The 16,606-nt window shown below is 40.6% G+C and carries 13 protein-coding genes; 5 read left to right on the forward strand and 8 right to left on the reverse strand.

What is annotated here, in order from left to right:
* Positions 1-100: 100 nt before the first annotated feature.
* From FTT94_RS16900 to FTT94_RS05465, 7 genes are all read right to left on the reverse strand, one after another.
* The gene (locus FTT94_RS16900; protein WP_373686015.1) at positions 101-232 is read right to left on the reverse strand and encodes a hypothetical protein; all 132 of its coding nucleotides are present in this window, start codon (positions 230-232) and stop codon (positions 101-103) included.
* Positions 202-660 (reverse strand): transposase family protein, encoded by a 459-nt coding sequence (locus FTT94_RS05440; RefSeq protein WP_180170355.1) that lies wholly within the window; start codon positions 658-660, stop codon positions 202-204. Before FTT94_RS05440 ends, FTT94_RS16900 begins: the two co-directional genes overlap by 31 nt.
* Positions 661-760: 100 nt before the next feature.
* The gene (locus FTT94_RS05445; protein ID WP_180170356.1) at positions 761-1,246 is read right to left on the reverse strand and encodes a hypothetical protein; all 486 of its coding nucleotides are present in this window, start codon (positions 1,244-1,246) and stop codon (positions 761-763) included.
* A complete protein-coding gene (locus FTT94_RS05450) occupies positions 1,243-6,207 on the reverse strand; it encodes an RHS repeat-associated core domain-containing protein (RefSeq protein ID WP_180170357.1) in 4,965 nt (1,654 codons plus the stop codon). Before FTT94_RS05450 ends, FTT94_RS05445 begins: the two co-directional genes overlap by 4 nt.
* 64 nt (positions 6,208-6,271) lie before the next feature.
* Positions 6,272-9,688, reverse strand: a complete 3,417-nt coding sequence (locus tag FTT94_RS05455; protein WP_180170358.1) for a type VI secretion system Vgr family protein — start codon at positions 9,686-9,688, stop codon at positions 6,272-6,274.
* A 237-nt stretch (positions 9,689-9,925) separates the two neighbouring features.
* Positions 9,926-11,740, reverse strand: a complete 1,815-nt coding sequence (locus tag FTT94_RS05460; protein WP_180170359.1) for a tetratricopeptide repeat protein — start codon at positions 11,738-11,740, stop codon at positions 9,926-9,928.
* 115 nt (positions 11,741-11,855) lie between these two features.
* Entirely contained in the window at positions 11,856-12,626 is a 771-nt protein-coding gene (locus FTT94_RS05465; protein ID WP_180004537.1) for a ThiF family adenylyltransferase, read from the reverse strand.
* A 198-nt stretch (positions 12,627-12,824) separates the two neighbouring features.
* Here FTT94_RS05465 and FTT94_RS05470 point away from each other — a divergent pair, with 198 nt between their 5' ends.
* On the forward strand, positions 12,825-13,265 hold the full coding sequence (locus FTT94_RS05470) for a GNAT family N-acetyltransferase (protein ID WP_180124421.1): 441 nt from the start codon (positions 12,825-12,827) through the stop codon (positions 13,263-13,265).
* A 56-nt stretch (positions 13,266-13,321) separates the two neighbouring features.
* Here the strand turns inward: FTT94_RS05470 and orn are convergent, their stop codons facing one another.
* On the reverse strand, positions 13,322-13,879 hold the full coding sequence (orn, locus tag FTT94_RS05475; protein ID WP_067763591.1) for an oligoribonuclease: 558 nt from the start codon (positions 13,877-13,879) through the stop codon (positions 13,322-13,324).
* A gap of 125 nt (positions 13,880-14,004) precedes the next feature.
* Between orn and rsgA the strand changes: the two genes are divergently transcribed.
* From rsgA to secB, 4 genes are all read left to right on the forward strand, one after another.
* The gene (gene rsgA / locus FTT94_RS05480) at positions 14,005-15,063 is read left to right on the forward strand and encodes a ribosome small subunit-dependent GTPase A (RefSeq protein ID WP_180004539.1); all 1,059 of its coding nucleotides are present in this window, start codon (positions 14,005-14,007) and stop codon (positions 15,061-15,063) included.
* A gap of 93 nt (positions 15,064-15,156) precedes the next feature.
* Positions 15,157-15,564: a rhodanese-like domain-containing protein gene (locus tag FTT94_RS05485; RefSeq protein WP_078189639.1), complete on the forward strand. Its 408-nt coding sequence runs from the start codon at positions 15,157-15,159 to the stop codon at positions 15,562-15,564.
* A 20-nt stretch (positions 15,565-15,584) separates the two neighbouring features.
* The gene (gene grxC, locus FTT94_RS05490) at positions 15,585-15,839 is read left to right on the forward strand and encodes a glutaredoxin 3 (RefSeq protein WP_078192689.1); all 255 of its coding nucleotides are present in this window, start codon (positions 15,585-15,587) and stop codon (positions 15,837-15,839) included.
* 40 nt (positions 15,840-15,879) lie between these two features.
* Positions 15,880-16,335, forward strand: a complete 456-nt coding sequence (secB, locus tag FTT94_RS05495) for a protein-export chaperone SecB (protein WP_078189641.1) — start codon at positions 15,880-15,882, stop codon at positions 16,333-16,335.
* The last annotated feature ends 271 nt before the right edge of the window (positions 16,336-16,606 follow it).

Genomic DNA, 16,606 nt, shown 5'->3' on the forward strand with positions numbered 1-16,606 from the left:
AAGCCCTTCTTAATTATAAGTTTTTGCTCAGCATCTAGTTCACAACGTTTTTTGCTTTTAACGGTAATAGGCTATTTGGATAAACTATATAAATTCCTTGCTAGCCTGTATCTGCAAGAACAAATGACCCTACTAGAGTCTGATTTAAGTTGCATTTAAACAGTTCAAAATCATGTATGGCTCCACGACTGGTACATAAACTCAGAATCTGCTGAGTTTTATAGTGAATGATCGCCTGAACTTTGAATGTATGAACTTTTTTCTTACCACTATAGCTATTCTTCTGTTTTTAGGCCTTTGTATTGGAATTTCTGTAGCATCTACAATCACTACATTCCAGTCAACACCTTCAGGTAAATTTTTCGGCAAGTTAAATAGGTTGGACTTGATCAAGCAATCCACTACATGACGGACAATTCTTGAAGCAGTGGGCTCTGACACGCCATAACTTGTTGCAACATGGAACAAGGTTCGATATTCGCGCCAATAACTTAAGCACAGAAGGATTTGATCTTCTATGCTCAATTTAGTTGGTCTACCTTTAGCAGGAACATACATTTTCAGTTGTTCAACCATTAAATCAAAGGTTGACCATGAGATGCCCGTATATCGCTTGAACTGAGGATCAGAAAGCTTCTTCTTTGAATCAATGTATTTCATCCGCAGATTATGCATGAATGCTAAGAAAGTTAGAGTACAAATATCAATCAAAAAGGTGCTCGTTTTTTGATTTATGAAAGAGATCTAATATCAAGGTTGATTAACTAACTTTATGTTTTCTTTCTTTTTCACACATATTATACGAACTTGTTTTTGCAGTACTGAAACCAATTACCCAATAGTCTTTAGCCTGTTTATACATATCTCCTCCTTGTAACACTGCATTTTTAATGATCGATTGTGGAGGGACAACTTCAAACTGTGTCATATTCTGACAGTAAATATAGCCATTATCTTTTTTTCCTAAATACTTCCAACCTCTTTGTTTTAATAATATGTCTTTCGATAACCATTCATCTAACGTTAAGTTTTGAGCTTTAATTTCATACAGAACTTTATAAGACGCATATGAAGAAAAACTTCTCGCATTTTCTAAGTTGCCACCAAAAATGATTCTCCCCTCAGCCATTAATCTCAAGTTTTCAGGTTCATTACTCAAAATCAAATTCGTTGGTTCTTTTTTCTGACAACCAACTAATATTAAACAAAACAAATTACAGAAAATTATAATCAATTTTTTTTTCATTTTGAAATCATCTCCGTATATCCCACATCCACATTAACACCACTACTTCCTATTACATACTCTTTAGAATAAGCCCCATAAACTGGACTATTTTTATCCACTATTGGTGTGACTTTATTCATTCCAATGCCTAATAATGGAAAGCCCAAAATAGCACCTTTAGAAATAGATGCTCCACTTACAAATTCATGGACAATATCTGATCTTGGCATATCTTTAACACGATTAGGATCCAAATTTTTAATAATACCGCCCGCACAACTCCAGCCCATGGCATCTTTATAGCTTTTGGGTAATTCATCGGCTATGCTTAAAACATTTCCTGAAACGGACACATAGTTTCCTTCACCAACTGGTAACCTTAGATTATCTACAAAACCAACTGACACCCCTCCTACACTACCTGTACAGACTACATAATCCCATACAGAACAAGTTCCTCGACACCCACCCCATCTAGGATCATGTGGTTTATACCCACCTGAAGGAATATTAACTTTCTCACCACGAGAACCTGTTAAACGTGAATTTGCTACAGCATCTCTTAAGGCTTTATCTTGAGCTTTTTTTTCATCAAGTTTTTTTTGTTTATCCATGGCATATTTTATCTGTGAAGCTTTATTAGCATTCTTTTTTTGTTGTGTAGCATCATATATATCTTTGTGATATTTATTCTCGTCTATAAGCCATTTTGATGCATTATCAGGTATACGCCAATGGTCGTCCTTATTTTTCTCCGCCATCAACCCTAGCGGATCAACCCACATATTAGGATCACTTACATACGCTAAGTTATTAAGTCCACCTTCTAGTCCAACTGGATCTTTACTGACATACCTTGCACTATGCGGCTCATAATAGCGGTAACGGTTGTAATGAAGGCCTGTTTCCCCATCATAATACTGCCCTTGAAACCGAATATTGGTTTGCTCTAATAAATTTTCACTGGTCTTTACCTTTAAAGTTGTACCCCATGTATCCTGTTTAATTTCCCAAATACACTCACCTAACTCATTACTCAATGTTTGAGGCGTACCCACTTGGTCACAGTGGTAAAAAGCAACTCTTTCCAACTCAGCTTTGTTCTTTCGGGTTTCAGTTCTCCAAATCGGATCTTTATAAACCGAATAATCCTCATGCTGAAATTGGGCATAGTCAGGCGTTTCTAAAAGCTTGATAAAACCTGTATAGCCCGTTTGCAGTAATGGCACAAAACTCTGTGGTTCATAGACATAATGCTTAGTGTAGTCTTCTCCAACGTTATTAGATTGCTGTGACTCCCAAATCATCAAGTCACCATCCCAGCCGAATAACGTCAAGGTTTGTGCATTTTGGTTTTTCTTAAACAAACGTCTGCCAAATACATCATAACCATATTCAGTCACCTGACCCTGGTGATCACTGCGAACCAATCGGTTCAGATTATCCCACGTCAGTTTTAATGTTTTGCCTGCATGGCTAGTTTCAATCACATTACCTTGCGCATCGTATTTATAACTTTTGCCTTTATATTGCGATATCAAATTACTTTTCACTTGAGAGGCTGGCGTGGCAATAGGGTTAATTAAATTCCCTGCTGGGTCAAAAGCAAAGTTTTCTGTTTGATGTAGGCTTTTACTCTGTGTTAAACGGCCAATGGCATCATACTGATACGTCAGCTTACCTAATCGGCTGTCATTTACTTGGGTGAGCAAATAATTTTGATCATATTGATAATGTCGTTCTGCTTGATGCTGTACTCGCCCTAAAGTCTCTTGCTCTGGCTGAATCAGCTGCGAACTGAGTAAACCTACATCATTATAATTTTTAGTCTGAATTAAGCCATTCGCCAGCATACGAGTGGTTTCGCGGTGCAAGTCATCACGTTGAAATGCCACCATGTCTTTTTTATTTAACGCAATACCATAAATATGCCCTGAACCATAACTCAAATTGCTTTGAACCTGTCCATCAGGGCGAATCGTTTGAGTTAAATTTCCCAGCACATCATATTCATAACGCAGCACAGCCGTCAGCGGAGTTAAATGCGGCACTTTATAATGCTGATGCTCACGAACCAATTGGCCAAGCGCGTTGCGATAAAAATCGATTTGACTGTCTTTATTCGTCGCCTTACTCAACTGATGATTCAGGTTGTATTCAAATTCTTCTGTTTGACTTACACGAGTTTGTACATGGGTATAAGTTTTTGAAGCGATTGCGCCATCAGCAAAATATGCAAATTGAGTAAACACATTTGGCTGACGGATTTGGAACAGCTGACCGTTTTCATTGTAGCTATAATATTTTTCTTCGCCATCGAAAGCCTGTTCACGTGCCAATTGACCATAACGGTTATATTCAAATAAATATTCTGCATAGTTTTGATTGATCAGCTTTTGAATACGGCCTTGCTGATCCCATTGGTAGCCTATTTGATGACGGTTCGCATCTATACGCTGTTCGAGCAACCCAACTGAGTTATAACGATACTGCGTGCTTAAACCTTTGGTATCCGTATGCTTCAGCAAGCGCCCTTCTTCATCATGCTCAAATTGTTCCTTTAAACCATCAGGATAAACAATTGCTCTAAGCTGACCTTTGTCTTTACCTTCTGAGCTGTAGATATATTTGATTTGCTGCGCAGCAGCAGACTGCTGGGCCGTCAGTGCGCCTTCTTCATCGTATTCCCATGCGCTCTCTTTACCTGAACAATCGCTATATGCGGTCATTTGCCCCAAATCATTGTATTGAATTTTTTTAGCGCCGCCTTTGGCATCAATGATTTCGACAATTTGATTATCGTTGTTGTATTTATATTGCGTGCTATGACCTAAAGGATTAATTTCCTTCGTTACATTACCGTCTGCATCGTATTCTTTTTTCCAAATATGACCTTCTGGATCTTTAGTTTCCGTCAAATTTCCTGCTTCATCATAGGCAAAACGGATGATGCCTCCATTCGGCTGTACAATTTTAATCAGCTGATCTTGCTCGTTATAAACTTGTTCGGTTTCTAGGCCTGCAAAATCAATTTGACGGGTAATGCGTTTTTGACTGTCACGCGATAGCCATTTTTCACGGCCATCGGCTAAGCGTGTGCGATAGGTAAAACCATCTAAGTCAAAATAGTAATAGGTCGGCACATCATAAGCATCATATACAGCAACTTGGCGCAGTCGTGGATGCCACTCCAAACGGGTCTTAAAGCTGCCGTCATCTGCCCATTCTGCTATGGCTTTGGCATTCGCTTCTTTGGATTCATAACGAATATTTTGCCCACGCCCTGTACGGTCGGTATAACGGGTCAGCTGATGCGCATCATTATATTCATAGCTGCGCACGTGACCATTTTGATCTACAGCCTTAATTAAATTGCCTTGCGTATCATATTCATAACGTGACACTGGCTCTGCCTGTTCATCCACAAAAGCAGCGATAACTTTTACTTGATCATTAAAGGCAAACTTGAGCTGGTGTTTAGCTTTCTTCAATTGAAAATCAATACTTTGCAGATAAGCCTGCTGTTCAAATAGTAAATAACTTAAAGCAACTTTTTCATCTGTTTCTTCATTGAATTGCTGAATCAACTGATAGTGTTTTCCGCCATTAAAGCTGTGAAAATGGAAACTCCACGCTGAACCAAAGTTTAGTAGCAAATCTTCATTTTCTAAAGGTTCTACCGTAAAGCCTTCATAAGGCACCGTGTATGCTTCATAGGTAATTGAATCTGGTAGCTGATGCTTGCGCCCATTACTATCAATAAACAAATAGCCGTTTCTATTTTGGATGATGACATTCGAAAAAGGCATCATCCAACGAGCGCCTATCATGCTGCCATCAAACTCATGCATTTGCGAGTTATATTGTCGGCTAAAGCTGAAACCCACTTTAGGTAGATCAAAATCTGTATGATTGACTCGCTCGGCCCCAATCGAAAAACTAATACTTTGCCCAGTTGCAGAATCACTCAATGTTGATTCACTAGAAAGAGTTGCACAAATGGGATCATTCAGCGCATCGGCCTGTAAAGTCAAAAACTCTAAAGTATCGCCCGTCGTATGCTGCTCATGCTCGCCAGTTTGATTAATCGGCACACTGGCATTGGCTTTGTTACCTTGAGTTTTAATGGCTTTTAAGGTTTCTTGAATTAGCCATGCCAAACTGTATTTTAGACCTGCGTTAGCTTGACGTTGAATTTCATTTGGAAATGAACTCAATGCCTGAGTTGCTTGAGTTTGTAGCAGCGTGCCTGTTTGTTCTTTCCTTATTTTAGGTAGCATATTAGCAAGTGCGCTGGTTTTACTTAAATCAATCAGCGGTTTTGCCCAATTGCTAAATTGTTCTGCCGGATCTCGTTTTTCAGCACTTGCACCAAAGCTAATAGTCGGTGAAACCAGCCCCGACTGAATAGGTGCTGCAAAAGTGTTTAATATTGATGTTCCTAAATTTGTCGCACCTGAAAGCAGGCTAGGTAGTTTGGCCTGTGTTTCAGTCAGAAACTTTTCTAAATCTCCTGCCATTTGTGCATTTAAATGCAAGGTCATACGGCGAATATCAGCTTCTTGAATTTTGCCATTTTCTGGATAGAGCTTTTCAGCCATCAATCCCAATAATGGACGCAATGCCATACGCACATGCGCTTCAGCTTTTGGCTCTAAATATAAGCCAATCAGGTTCATGCTCAGCAAAGCAGATTTTTGCACAGCGGCATCGCCTTGTTCTTGCTCGGTTGCAAATAATAGTAAGTCCAACACTGCACCTGAAAGTGCAAAAATATTGGCCACCGTAGGCACATTTGCATTGGCTTTTAACTGCTCAAGGCTGGTATTTCCACACGCTTTTAAATAATCCTGAATTTGATGTGCTATAAATTTATGATCTTCAGTATGCGTCACACTTTCTAAATTAAAAATTGCCAGTTCTACGGCTGGCTTATTTATTGTCTGTTGTTCTTTTTGAACATTTTGATCAATTGTCATGTAAAAACCTATTACTCAAATTCTAAATATTTAAAACTGTGTTTGACGCTAGTTTTAGCAAACGCTAACCATTGTTCTTTTTCGGTCGTGTGGTTTCACTGTAAGTGAGGTAAGGACTTGAATATTGTTTCCGGTCCACCCAATCATCATCACTAGCAAGGACAGGTATCGCTTTTTCTGGTGCAGCTTCCACTACTTTTATTTCAGGCACTTTAGGCACTGCGACTGGTGCAGCTGTCACATTCGTAGGCGTTGCAGAGCCTTCTCGAATGGTTTCCGTATAAGTCAATGCGCGTGTGGAATAAGAAATTTTACGACCCACAATATCCTTATCAATGGTTGCTTGTGAGTTCTGAACTGCGGCAGCAGTTGACCCAGAAACGATGCCGTTACTCATTCCAGTTCCACCTAATACGCTGGATAAGCCTTGTGCACCCTGACCCAAACTTGCCATTTGTGAAGCAGAAAGTCCCAAGTTGAGTTTCGATGAAATTGCAGATAGTGCAGAGTTGGTGACTTGGTCTTTAAATTGATTTAATGCCTGTCCACCTAGATCTTTTAATGCATTTTTTCCGATATTTTTTAAAGAATCGGCATTTAAATTAAAGAGATTATCTTTTAACTGTGATGTTAAATTTTGCCCCAACGAACCCAATGTATTTTGTAAAAAGTCCGAAGCGCCTGGTACCACTTTTTCCGCCCAATCATAGTTGCGATTAAAGTGACTAGACTGATCCCACGCACTGCGTGGATCTTTATCAAACTCCACTTTCGCGGGTCCCGGTGCAATCCCTGTAACTTGTGCAAAGCCATTGCCATCGAGTTTCCCTGAAACTTGTTTACCTAAAGCATCAATCACTTTAAAACCGGTGCCACTAAAGAAATCTTGCCCCCCATAACTTTTAAGAAGTTCTAAGGCACCTTTCAAAGGGTTTGAAGCAGGAAGTTGTGTAGACTTGCTTGCACTCGATGCAGGTTTAAATAGATGCTGCCCTGCATTTACTTCAAATTTACCGCCTGTCTTAGCAAGAATTCCCGAGCCATTTAAAGTAATTTGGGAAGAAGCTCCTGTGATCACAATCTCTTTAGGACTGCTAATCTCTATTTTGTCTTCAGTAGAAGAAATCGTAATTCCTTTTTTTGCCAAAATATCCAAAGCATCAGACTGTGCCTGAATTTCGACTTTACTTTGCGCTGCTATTGCTTTAATACCACCTTGAGCTGCAAATAAGCTAACCTTACCTAAAGCTTGTCCCACAATATTTTTTTGCGTACTCAGGTTAATGCTATCACCGGCAATTTGGTTGATCATGCCTGTTGCAGATAAATGAATATCCTCTGGTGTACTCAGTGCAATACCATCCACTGAGTTAAGTAAAAGAATGGCTTTTTTAAATTTAGCGATATCTTTTTCTATTTCACTGGCAAAAGCTTTGAGCTGTTCAACAGATTCAATTTCATCTGTTTTTTGTTGTTTTGCAATATCACTTAAAGACTTACTATTACTATGACTCGTCTCCAGCTGTGTTCTTGCAATCTCTGCATCTAAATGTTCACCATTGGCCTTTTCCTGTTTATAAGTCGACACCAATAAACCTTGTCCAGCTCGTAGCGCCCCCCATTGATCGGTCCGCAGCTCAAAACCTTCACCCCGATCTTCACTTTCTGCTTTATCTTTTGGATGACTGAGCTTACCGAGGTTCAGTTGGCTCGCACCATGACTACTTTGCAGCTGGGTACTAATTTGCCCCGTGGTGTCATCAAAGCGTAATTGACCAAAACCCTCTCCCGCCACTTCTTTGGAACGAATTCCCGCAAGTTTTTTGGTATCTGGTAATTGTCCTTTATTGTCAAATTTAGTGGGACTACGCTGCGCTTCATGAATACGACCCACGACAAAAGGTCGGTCAATGTTGCCATCAAAGAAATCGACGACAACTATTTCACCAATTCGAGGTAAGAAGCGTGCGCCATAACCTTCGCCGGCCCAAGGCGTCAGTACATCAACCCAAGCCGAGTCTGTGTCATTATTATTCGCACCTGCACCGCCATCATGAACATGATCATCGGAACGGGTAAATAGGAAACGGACTTTTATCCGTCCCCATTCATCAACATGGATTTCTTCACCGGCAGGACCCACAACTTTGGCACGCTGTGGATGTGTTACTGGTCGATGTGTAAGTGGATTAAATTCAGGAACGGTCGTAATATTTCGACGTTGCAAAGCCAAGGTATTGGCTTGGCGTTCATCAGCATCGCTTTGTTTGACTTGCCACTGACTTTGATGGATCAGTTGTGTAACTTGATCGGTTAAGTCTTTGGGTAAATTATTTTGGTTATAAAAAGACTTAGATAAAATCAAAAATTCTTGATCGGCACCACGATGCTGGTCAATCTCTGGATGCTCATCCAATTTGAACCAATAACCAACTTGTGTATCACGCACGGTACTTTTAGCAATAAATTGTTTGGCTTGAGCCGCATAATAATCACTAAAATTTTGATTGAGACGTTCAACTTGAGCACTATTAGAAGCTGTTGCAGCATCTTCACCATTCAGATCTTGCATCCATGCAGGGCTCACATGCCATGCCTGCTCTAAACTTAAGTTCGCATTATCTTGATTTTGACTATGTAGGTGCTTGCTTTGTACTGCACCACCACCCTCGTCCTGTTCAAGCACATCTGCCTGCCAACGCTGCACATGCACCGACGTCGGTTGCAGACTACGCTGACCGATAAAACTGGTCATACTGTCATTTTTTTCAGTCGCACTACTACGATGAAAACGAATATTACGTCGCTCCAAAGCTTGATATTGACTATTATCATCAATCAAACGTAGCTTTTGCGCTGCTATGGGTGTCGCAGACGATGTTACAAAAGATTGAGCTTCATCAACCAACCAATGAATGCCTTCACTGCGTAATAAGCGGGTAATAAAATCATAGTCGGTTTCATTACTTTGCATCATGAATGGTCGAACGTCATACTCTTTTTTTAAGCCACTTAAGTCCAAACTTAAGCTCGCTGCAAAAAGTGGGCTCTTTTTTTGCCATTCCTTAAAAATAATCTCGACCACATCTTTGACCGATTTATTCATAAACACGCGGCTATTACGACGCTTATGCCATAATGCCGTTGCATCTTCTAAGGTCAACTTATATAGCGTTAATGCACCATCACTTTGGCCTTGAAATGCTTCTGTAATGATCCCGGTAATACGAAAAAGTTGACCCGCATCGGTTACCTGATCGATTGCGACTTGTGTACCAATAAATTGTTTGAGTTCTAAGGTGGCAGAAGTTGAGAGACAGATGAGCTGAACATTCAAACCTTCACTTAAGGCATGTTCCCCATCAATACGTTGCAAGAATACTTGTTCATTCAGCGTGGTATTGGAAAATTGAATATGCAAAGCACGTTTTTGTGGACTAATGCCCAATTTTTCAATTGCAGAATATATATTGTTCAGCATCGTTATTATCTAAAATCAGATTTTTATAAAATATGCGGGGTATTTAATCAAAAAAACTCATATTTTTCTAGGCATAATTTGCCTGCTTTTTTGGGTTTTATGTAAGTAAAAATTCAAATTTCCACATCAATTCTTTATGTTATTTTTACTCTATTTATTTCTGTATTAAAATAAATGTAGAGACCATCAAACTAAACTTCAGGTCTCTTCATACCACCTTACTGCTTTGCATCACGATTAATTGGCATTTAAAAATGCGTGAATATTCTCCAATTGTTCTTGTGCTTCAACATAGCCTTGCAAAGCCGCTTTTTCCAAATATTGCTGTGCAATTTTAAGATCACGCTCTACGCCCATGCCATGAATATAGAAATAACCCAATCGCGTTAATGCCGCAGCATTCATCCCCTGAGCCGCTTGTGCATAATAACTATGCGCTTGGGATAAATCTTGCTGTACACCTAAACCATGTTCTGACATTTCACCAAGCTGGTACAAGGCAGTCACATTTCCCAATGCCGCCGCTTGCGAAAAATACTGCGATGCTTGTTGGAAATCTTGTGCTCCCCATTGTCCTTTTAAGTTAACCAGACCCAGTTGCGTAAGTGCATCAGGATGACCTAATTTCGCCGCTCTCAACAATGCTCGCTGTGTTTGAGCATCATCAAATGAGAGATCAGGCAAGATATTGTCCACGGCTAAACGGTAGAGATACCAAGCAGCATCCTGCGAACCTTGTTCTGCGGCTTTTTCCAGATAACTCAGACACTGATCACGATGTGCTAATGGATACTCTGGCAATGCATAAAACCGTCCAATCACATAGTTTTGATCCGCGACACAAGTAATGGACATATCATTTAAATGCCTAGCAGCTTCAATTAAAAGTTGCTGTGCTTGCTTGATATTTCGCTCAACACCGACCCCATGTAGGTAGCATAGTGCTAAACCGACTTGGTTAATGAATAATGGTTTGAATTGATACGCTGTTTGATATAACTCAAATGCTTTTTGCGGATCATCACGAACCAAATACTTTTCAAAATACAGTGCGGCAATAAGACTAATCGCTTCAGCATCTTTAAGTTGAGCAGCTTCGGTCAGAAAGCGAAAACCTAAAGTTTCCTGCTTCTCCAGGTACCAACCATGAAAATGTGCAATACCTAATAATCGGCTGGCTGCTGCAACTTTGTGCTCTTTGGCCTGCTGCAAAAGATCATGATAAACCCGCTGACGCTGATCGACGTCGATTTTACCCATCAATACTGCTTGATAATATTCATACAACTGCTGCTGGTGCCCGAGTAGCAATCCTCGCTTTAAATATTGCAATGACTTTTCATCATTTTGCGCAAGATACTTTCCTTGTGCATAGAATTGCTGCAACTGCTGAATAGCCGCCATATGATCTTGTTGGCCAGCTTTCAGTAAATATTCCAATCCCAGAGCAATATTTGGCGTGGCTTGGTTTAAATAGAACTGTGCCAATTGATACTGTGAATTGGCATGTCCATCGTCCGCATTTTTTTGCAACAAATCTAAATGTTGCTGCTCGGCATGCGTTTGATCTTCTGGGTTTAATTCAGCGAGTCGATATTGCGCATCCAAATGACCGCGTGAAATCGCATGTCGATACCAATATTGTGCTTTCTCAATATTGGGCACTCCGCCATAGATACCTTCTTCAACTTGCCCCAACACATATGCAGCATCATCACTGCCTAAACTATTGGCTTTTTCCAATAAAGCCAGCGCATTTTCCACACTGACTTCTCGGCCTAAGCCTTGTAAATGCATCTGCCCCATAGCGACATAGGCCTGCGGAATTTCATGCTGTTTGGCCAAATTTTGATACAATTCATAGGCACGCGCATAGTCGGTTGGTGCATCAAGCATTAAACGTTCTGCGAATTTCAGTTGTGCATCTAATTGGTCTATCCACAAGTCATGCCCAACTGCTTTAGCCTGATCGCGTTTTACTGGATCGGGTCTTTTCCACATCCAAAACGCAAGTGCTCCCATCCCCAAAATTAGTATCAGTAAAAACCACATACTCGCCCCAAAAAAATCAATATTTTAATTATTCCAACATTGTGTCTGATTTTAATTCTATATACAAAAAAAGCACCGAATTCGGTGCTTTATTTTTTTCAAAATGAGATAGCTGTCATGCTTTTGCTCGTTTTGCATCAAGTTTTTTGAGCACCTCTGACACAGCCACCATCGCAAAGCTGGACGTCACGACTACTGCTGAACCATATCCACCACAACGTAAGCCTGCACTTGGACAAACATCAGCACTGGAAAATGGATTATCAATTGAATAAACACAGGTGATGCCAAACTTTTCTTTCGGCTTTTTACAAATGCCTTTGCCACGTAATTGTGTCCGCAATTTAGCTAACATCGGGTCTTGCTCTGTTCTTGATAAATCTGCGACTCGGATTTTCAGCGGATCAAGTTTACCCCCTGCTCCACCGGAAACGATCAACGGAATTTTATTAAAACGGCAATGTAGCATTAAGGCAAATTTTGCCTTCACATCATCAATACAATCTAAAATCAAGTCAGGAGCACCTGCCAAAATTTCTTTGACATTTTCAGGCGTAAGATAATCATCAATCAAATTTATTTTGATTCGGGGATTAATCGCACGGCAGCGCTCTGCCATCACTTCAATTTTTTCATGTCCCAGTGTCGTGCTCATGGCAGGCAATTGTCGATTAATATTCGATGCAGCAACTACATCCATATCGACCAAGGTTAGCTCACCAATACCTGTACGCGCTAAAGCTTCGACCGCCCATGAGCCTACACCACCAATCCCAATCACCATGACATGACTTTTTTCATAATGATGAAAACTTTCATCACTATATATTTTGGCTACGCCAGCAAAACGGCGGTCATATTCATCATCTTGGAGCAGTTCAGTCATAGGTCTGGAGGCAGTGTTAAATGAGCCGCCATTTTAGCAAATTCACTGCTTTTTTTCTTTGATAAAACGCAATTCAGCATACATCGCAATAGAGCGGCATTCGCATCAGGTCTAAATCCATCAAAATAAACATTTACAGCGAACGGAGATCTGCTTTAAAAATATAACCATAGATCAAAAGCTCAAGTGTGTATTGCCATGGACATCCATCCTCTGCCAAATAATTTAAAAATTACCGATGACAAAAATGAAATGGATTTAGACACCGTGCATCGCTTTTTAAGCCATACCTATTGGTCAAAAGATATTCCAAAACATGTGGTGAAAAAAGCGATTGAAAACTCTTTGGCCGTGGCCTTACTTCTCGATGATGAACTCATCGGTTTTGGTCGTGCTATTACGGATTATGCAACTTTTGCTTATTTAGCCGATATTTATGTCGCCGATGCGCATCGAGGCAAAGGCTATTCAAAATTGATTGTGAGTACTTTATTTGAAAAATGTGGCTCCTCAGATCTAAGACGCATGTTGCTTGCAACGGCAGATGCACATGGTTTATATCGTCAATTTGGCTTTACCGATTTGGCTCAACCTGCAAGTTTTCTCGAGATTCATCAAGCCAACGTCTATCAACGATAGAGAAAATTTCTCGGATAAAAAAAAGAGGCTTTCGCCTCTTTTTCGATCTTACAACCTTAGTCTTTATTCATAATAAAGAAATATTCACGGTAGTATTTGAGCTCTGCAATGGAGTCACGGATATCATCCATCGCCAAATGCGACGCATTTTTCTTTAAGCCACCCATGATCTCTGGGCGCCAGCGTTTCGCCAATTCTTTCACTGATGAAACATCGAGATTACGGTAGTGGAAGTATTGTTCCATTTCAGGCATTAAGCGATGCAAGAAGCGACGATCTTGGCAAATTGAGTTACCACACATCGGTGATGATTTTGGATTCACCCATTTTTTCAAAAATTCTAAAGTTTGCTGTTCAGCATCTTGTGCTGTCAATTTACTACGACGTACACGTTCGATTAGGCCTGATTGACCATGTTGGCGAGTATTCCATTCATCCATTGCATTGAGCACACGGTCAGACTGATGTACCGCAAGCACAGGCCCTTCCGCCAGAATATTTAAATTATCATCCGTCACAATTGTTGCAACTTCAATAATCTGGTCGTTATCTGTATCTAGACCTGTCATTTCAAGGTCAATCCAAATCAGGCGTGTATCAGGTGTGCTGCTCATAAATGTGCAATCTTATTAGGCTGTAAAAATGAACATAGTAGCAAATTTATTGGGCTTGCGCTGTAAATAGCCCCTGCTTTCATGCTATTTTTGCCATCTAGTTTTCATGGTTTTTTAGGATATGAATGGCTTTAATTCGTAAGCGCCGACTGACTGAACAGCAGCAACGTCGCATTCAGAAGCAACATAAATCTCGTCAGGAAGAAATCGATACTTCTGCAGATTTGGAAGGCTTGGTCGTCCAACATTATGGTCGTCAACTTGAAGTTCAAGCGCTGTCTACACCCGACCAACATCCTGAAAAACCCATTGTGCAAGCAGGTGAACCTGAACCCCATTGGAAACCCATCGAATTAGGCAGTGTTTGGCGCTGCCATACCCGTACCAATCTCGAATTATTGGTGACGGGTGACCGTGTCAAATGGCAAGCTGACCCGATCACAGGTTTAGGGATTATTACCGCGATTCATCCACGCCAATCTTTACTGACACGCCCTGACCGTTATCACAAAGTGAAACCTGTCGCAGCCAATGTCAGCCTGATTGTGATTGTATTTGCACCGCTTCCTGAGCCAGCACCTGGCCTGATTGACCGCTATTTGGTGGCCTGTGCAGATGCTGATATTCCAGCCTTATTGGTCTTAAATAAATCAGACTTACTTAAAGACAACGATCCGATCTTAACGCTATTACAAGAATATCGTGACTTGGGCTATGAGGTCATGCAAACCCAATCCGATGGTGACTTAAGCGCACTTTCTGCTCGACTTTCTGGTGAAACTGTCGCATTTGTAGGTCAGTCTGGGGTTGGTAAAAGTACTTTAATTAATGCCATTGTTCCGGATGCTGCGCAAAAAACCAATATTATTTCGGAAAACTCCGCGCTCGGTCAGCACACCACCACCTCTACGCGCTTAATTGCGTTTGGTGAAGGTTCTGCATTGATTGATTCACCTGGAATCCGTGAATTTGGTTTATGGCACCTAGAATTGGAAAAAGTTCAGCAAGGTTTCCCTGAGATCGAGTCACATTTGGGTTATTGTCAGTTCCGTAACTGTACGCATAAACATGAAAAGCAATGTGCGCTTAGAATGGCGGCTCAAAATGGCGAAATTTTGCCGCGCCGATTAGACAGTTATTTACGTCTGATCGACGAAATCACGGAAGCGCAGCAAAAAAATTAATTTTTATTCTGTTCATGCCCTTGAAGGGGTGATTTTGATCACCATATTTATGGGCTATACTCTTGGCAATTTAAAATTGTAGTTAGGTGAATTGTGGAACGTTGGTTCGAATTTATGGGGAATCACCCCTTCTTATTTGGAACGCTGGCTGTATTGGTCGTGCTGTTCTTTATTCTTGAAGGCCAGCGTAATGGTCGCAAAATTTCACCTCAATCTTTAGGGATTTTAGTAAAAGCTAAAAATGCTCAATTGATTGACTTACGTGATGCGAAAGACTTCCGCGAAGGTCATATTAGCGGTAGCCGTAATATTCCATATAGCCAAATTACAAAACACATTGAAGAGTTAAAAACTTCTGATCGCCCGTTGGTTTTTGTATGTAACCTTGGTCAAGTGGCAGGTTCTGCATTGCAACAAGTCGGTCATGCAGATGCATACCGTTTAGACGGCGGCATTAGCAACTGGAAAGCTCAAGGCTTACCTCTAGTTAAAAGCAAATAAGCGCTTCTTAGGAGATTAACATGGCTGAAGTTACGATTTATTCAACAACTGTATGTCCTTACTGCATTCGTGCAAAACAGCTCCTAGAGCGTAAAGGCGTGGCTTATAAAGAAATTAATTTATCAAATGAAGCGCCTGAAGTACGTGTTGAATTGATGCAACGCACCAACCACCGTACCGTTCCTCAAATTTTTATTAATGATCAGTTTATTGGCGGTTTTGACCAACTTTATGCTTTAGAGCGTGAAGGCAAACTCGACAGCATGCTATCTTAATTTTAAACATAAATCGTCACCTCATATTAAGGAATAAACAATGAGTGAAGAACAACAAGCTCAACCACAATTGGCATTAGAGCGTATTTATACTAAAGATATTTCTTTCGAAGTACCTGGGGCTCAAGTATTTACTAAAGAATGGCAGCCTGAACTAAATATCAACCTTTCTTCTTCTGCAGAAAAAGTTGATCCAACACACTTCGAAGTTTCACTCAAAGTTGTCGTTCAAGCGAACAATGCTGGTGACACTGCATTTATCGTTGACGTTACTCAAGCAGGTATCTTCCTGATCGATAGCGTTGAAGAAGAACGTCTTCCTTACATTCTTGGTGCTTACTGCCCAAATATCTTGTTCCCATTCCTACGTGAAGCTGTGAACGATATGGTGACTAAAGGCAGCTTCCCACAATTATTGCTTACACCAATTAACTTCGATGCTGAATTCGAAGCGAATTTGCAACGTGCGCAAACGGCTGCTGAAGGCCAAGCTTAATCGCTTATCTTCAAATCTAAAAAAGACCGCTTTTAGCGGTCTTTTTTATTGCTTTATTTATCCCCTCTCCTTCTAGGAGATGAGAAACACTGTTTCGCAAGGGTAGAGGATTTTATTCCCTCACCCTAGCCCTCTCCCAAAGAGCATAGGTATCTACACAAATCCCAAGTTTTGGGTTAAATTGAAGAGCATGCTCTTCAATTTAATATCTCCCATCTTGATACACGTCTCGTCAGACGATACAACGCCCTCGTAAAGCTTAATATGAATC

Source organism: Acinetobacter sp. YH12027, assembly GCF_013420085.1.
GTDB lineage: Bacteria > Pseudomonadota > Gammaproteobacteria > Pseudomonadales > Moraxellaceae > Acinetobacter > Acinetobacter amyesii.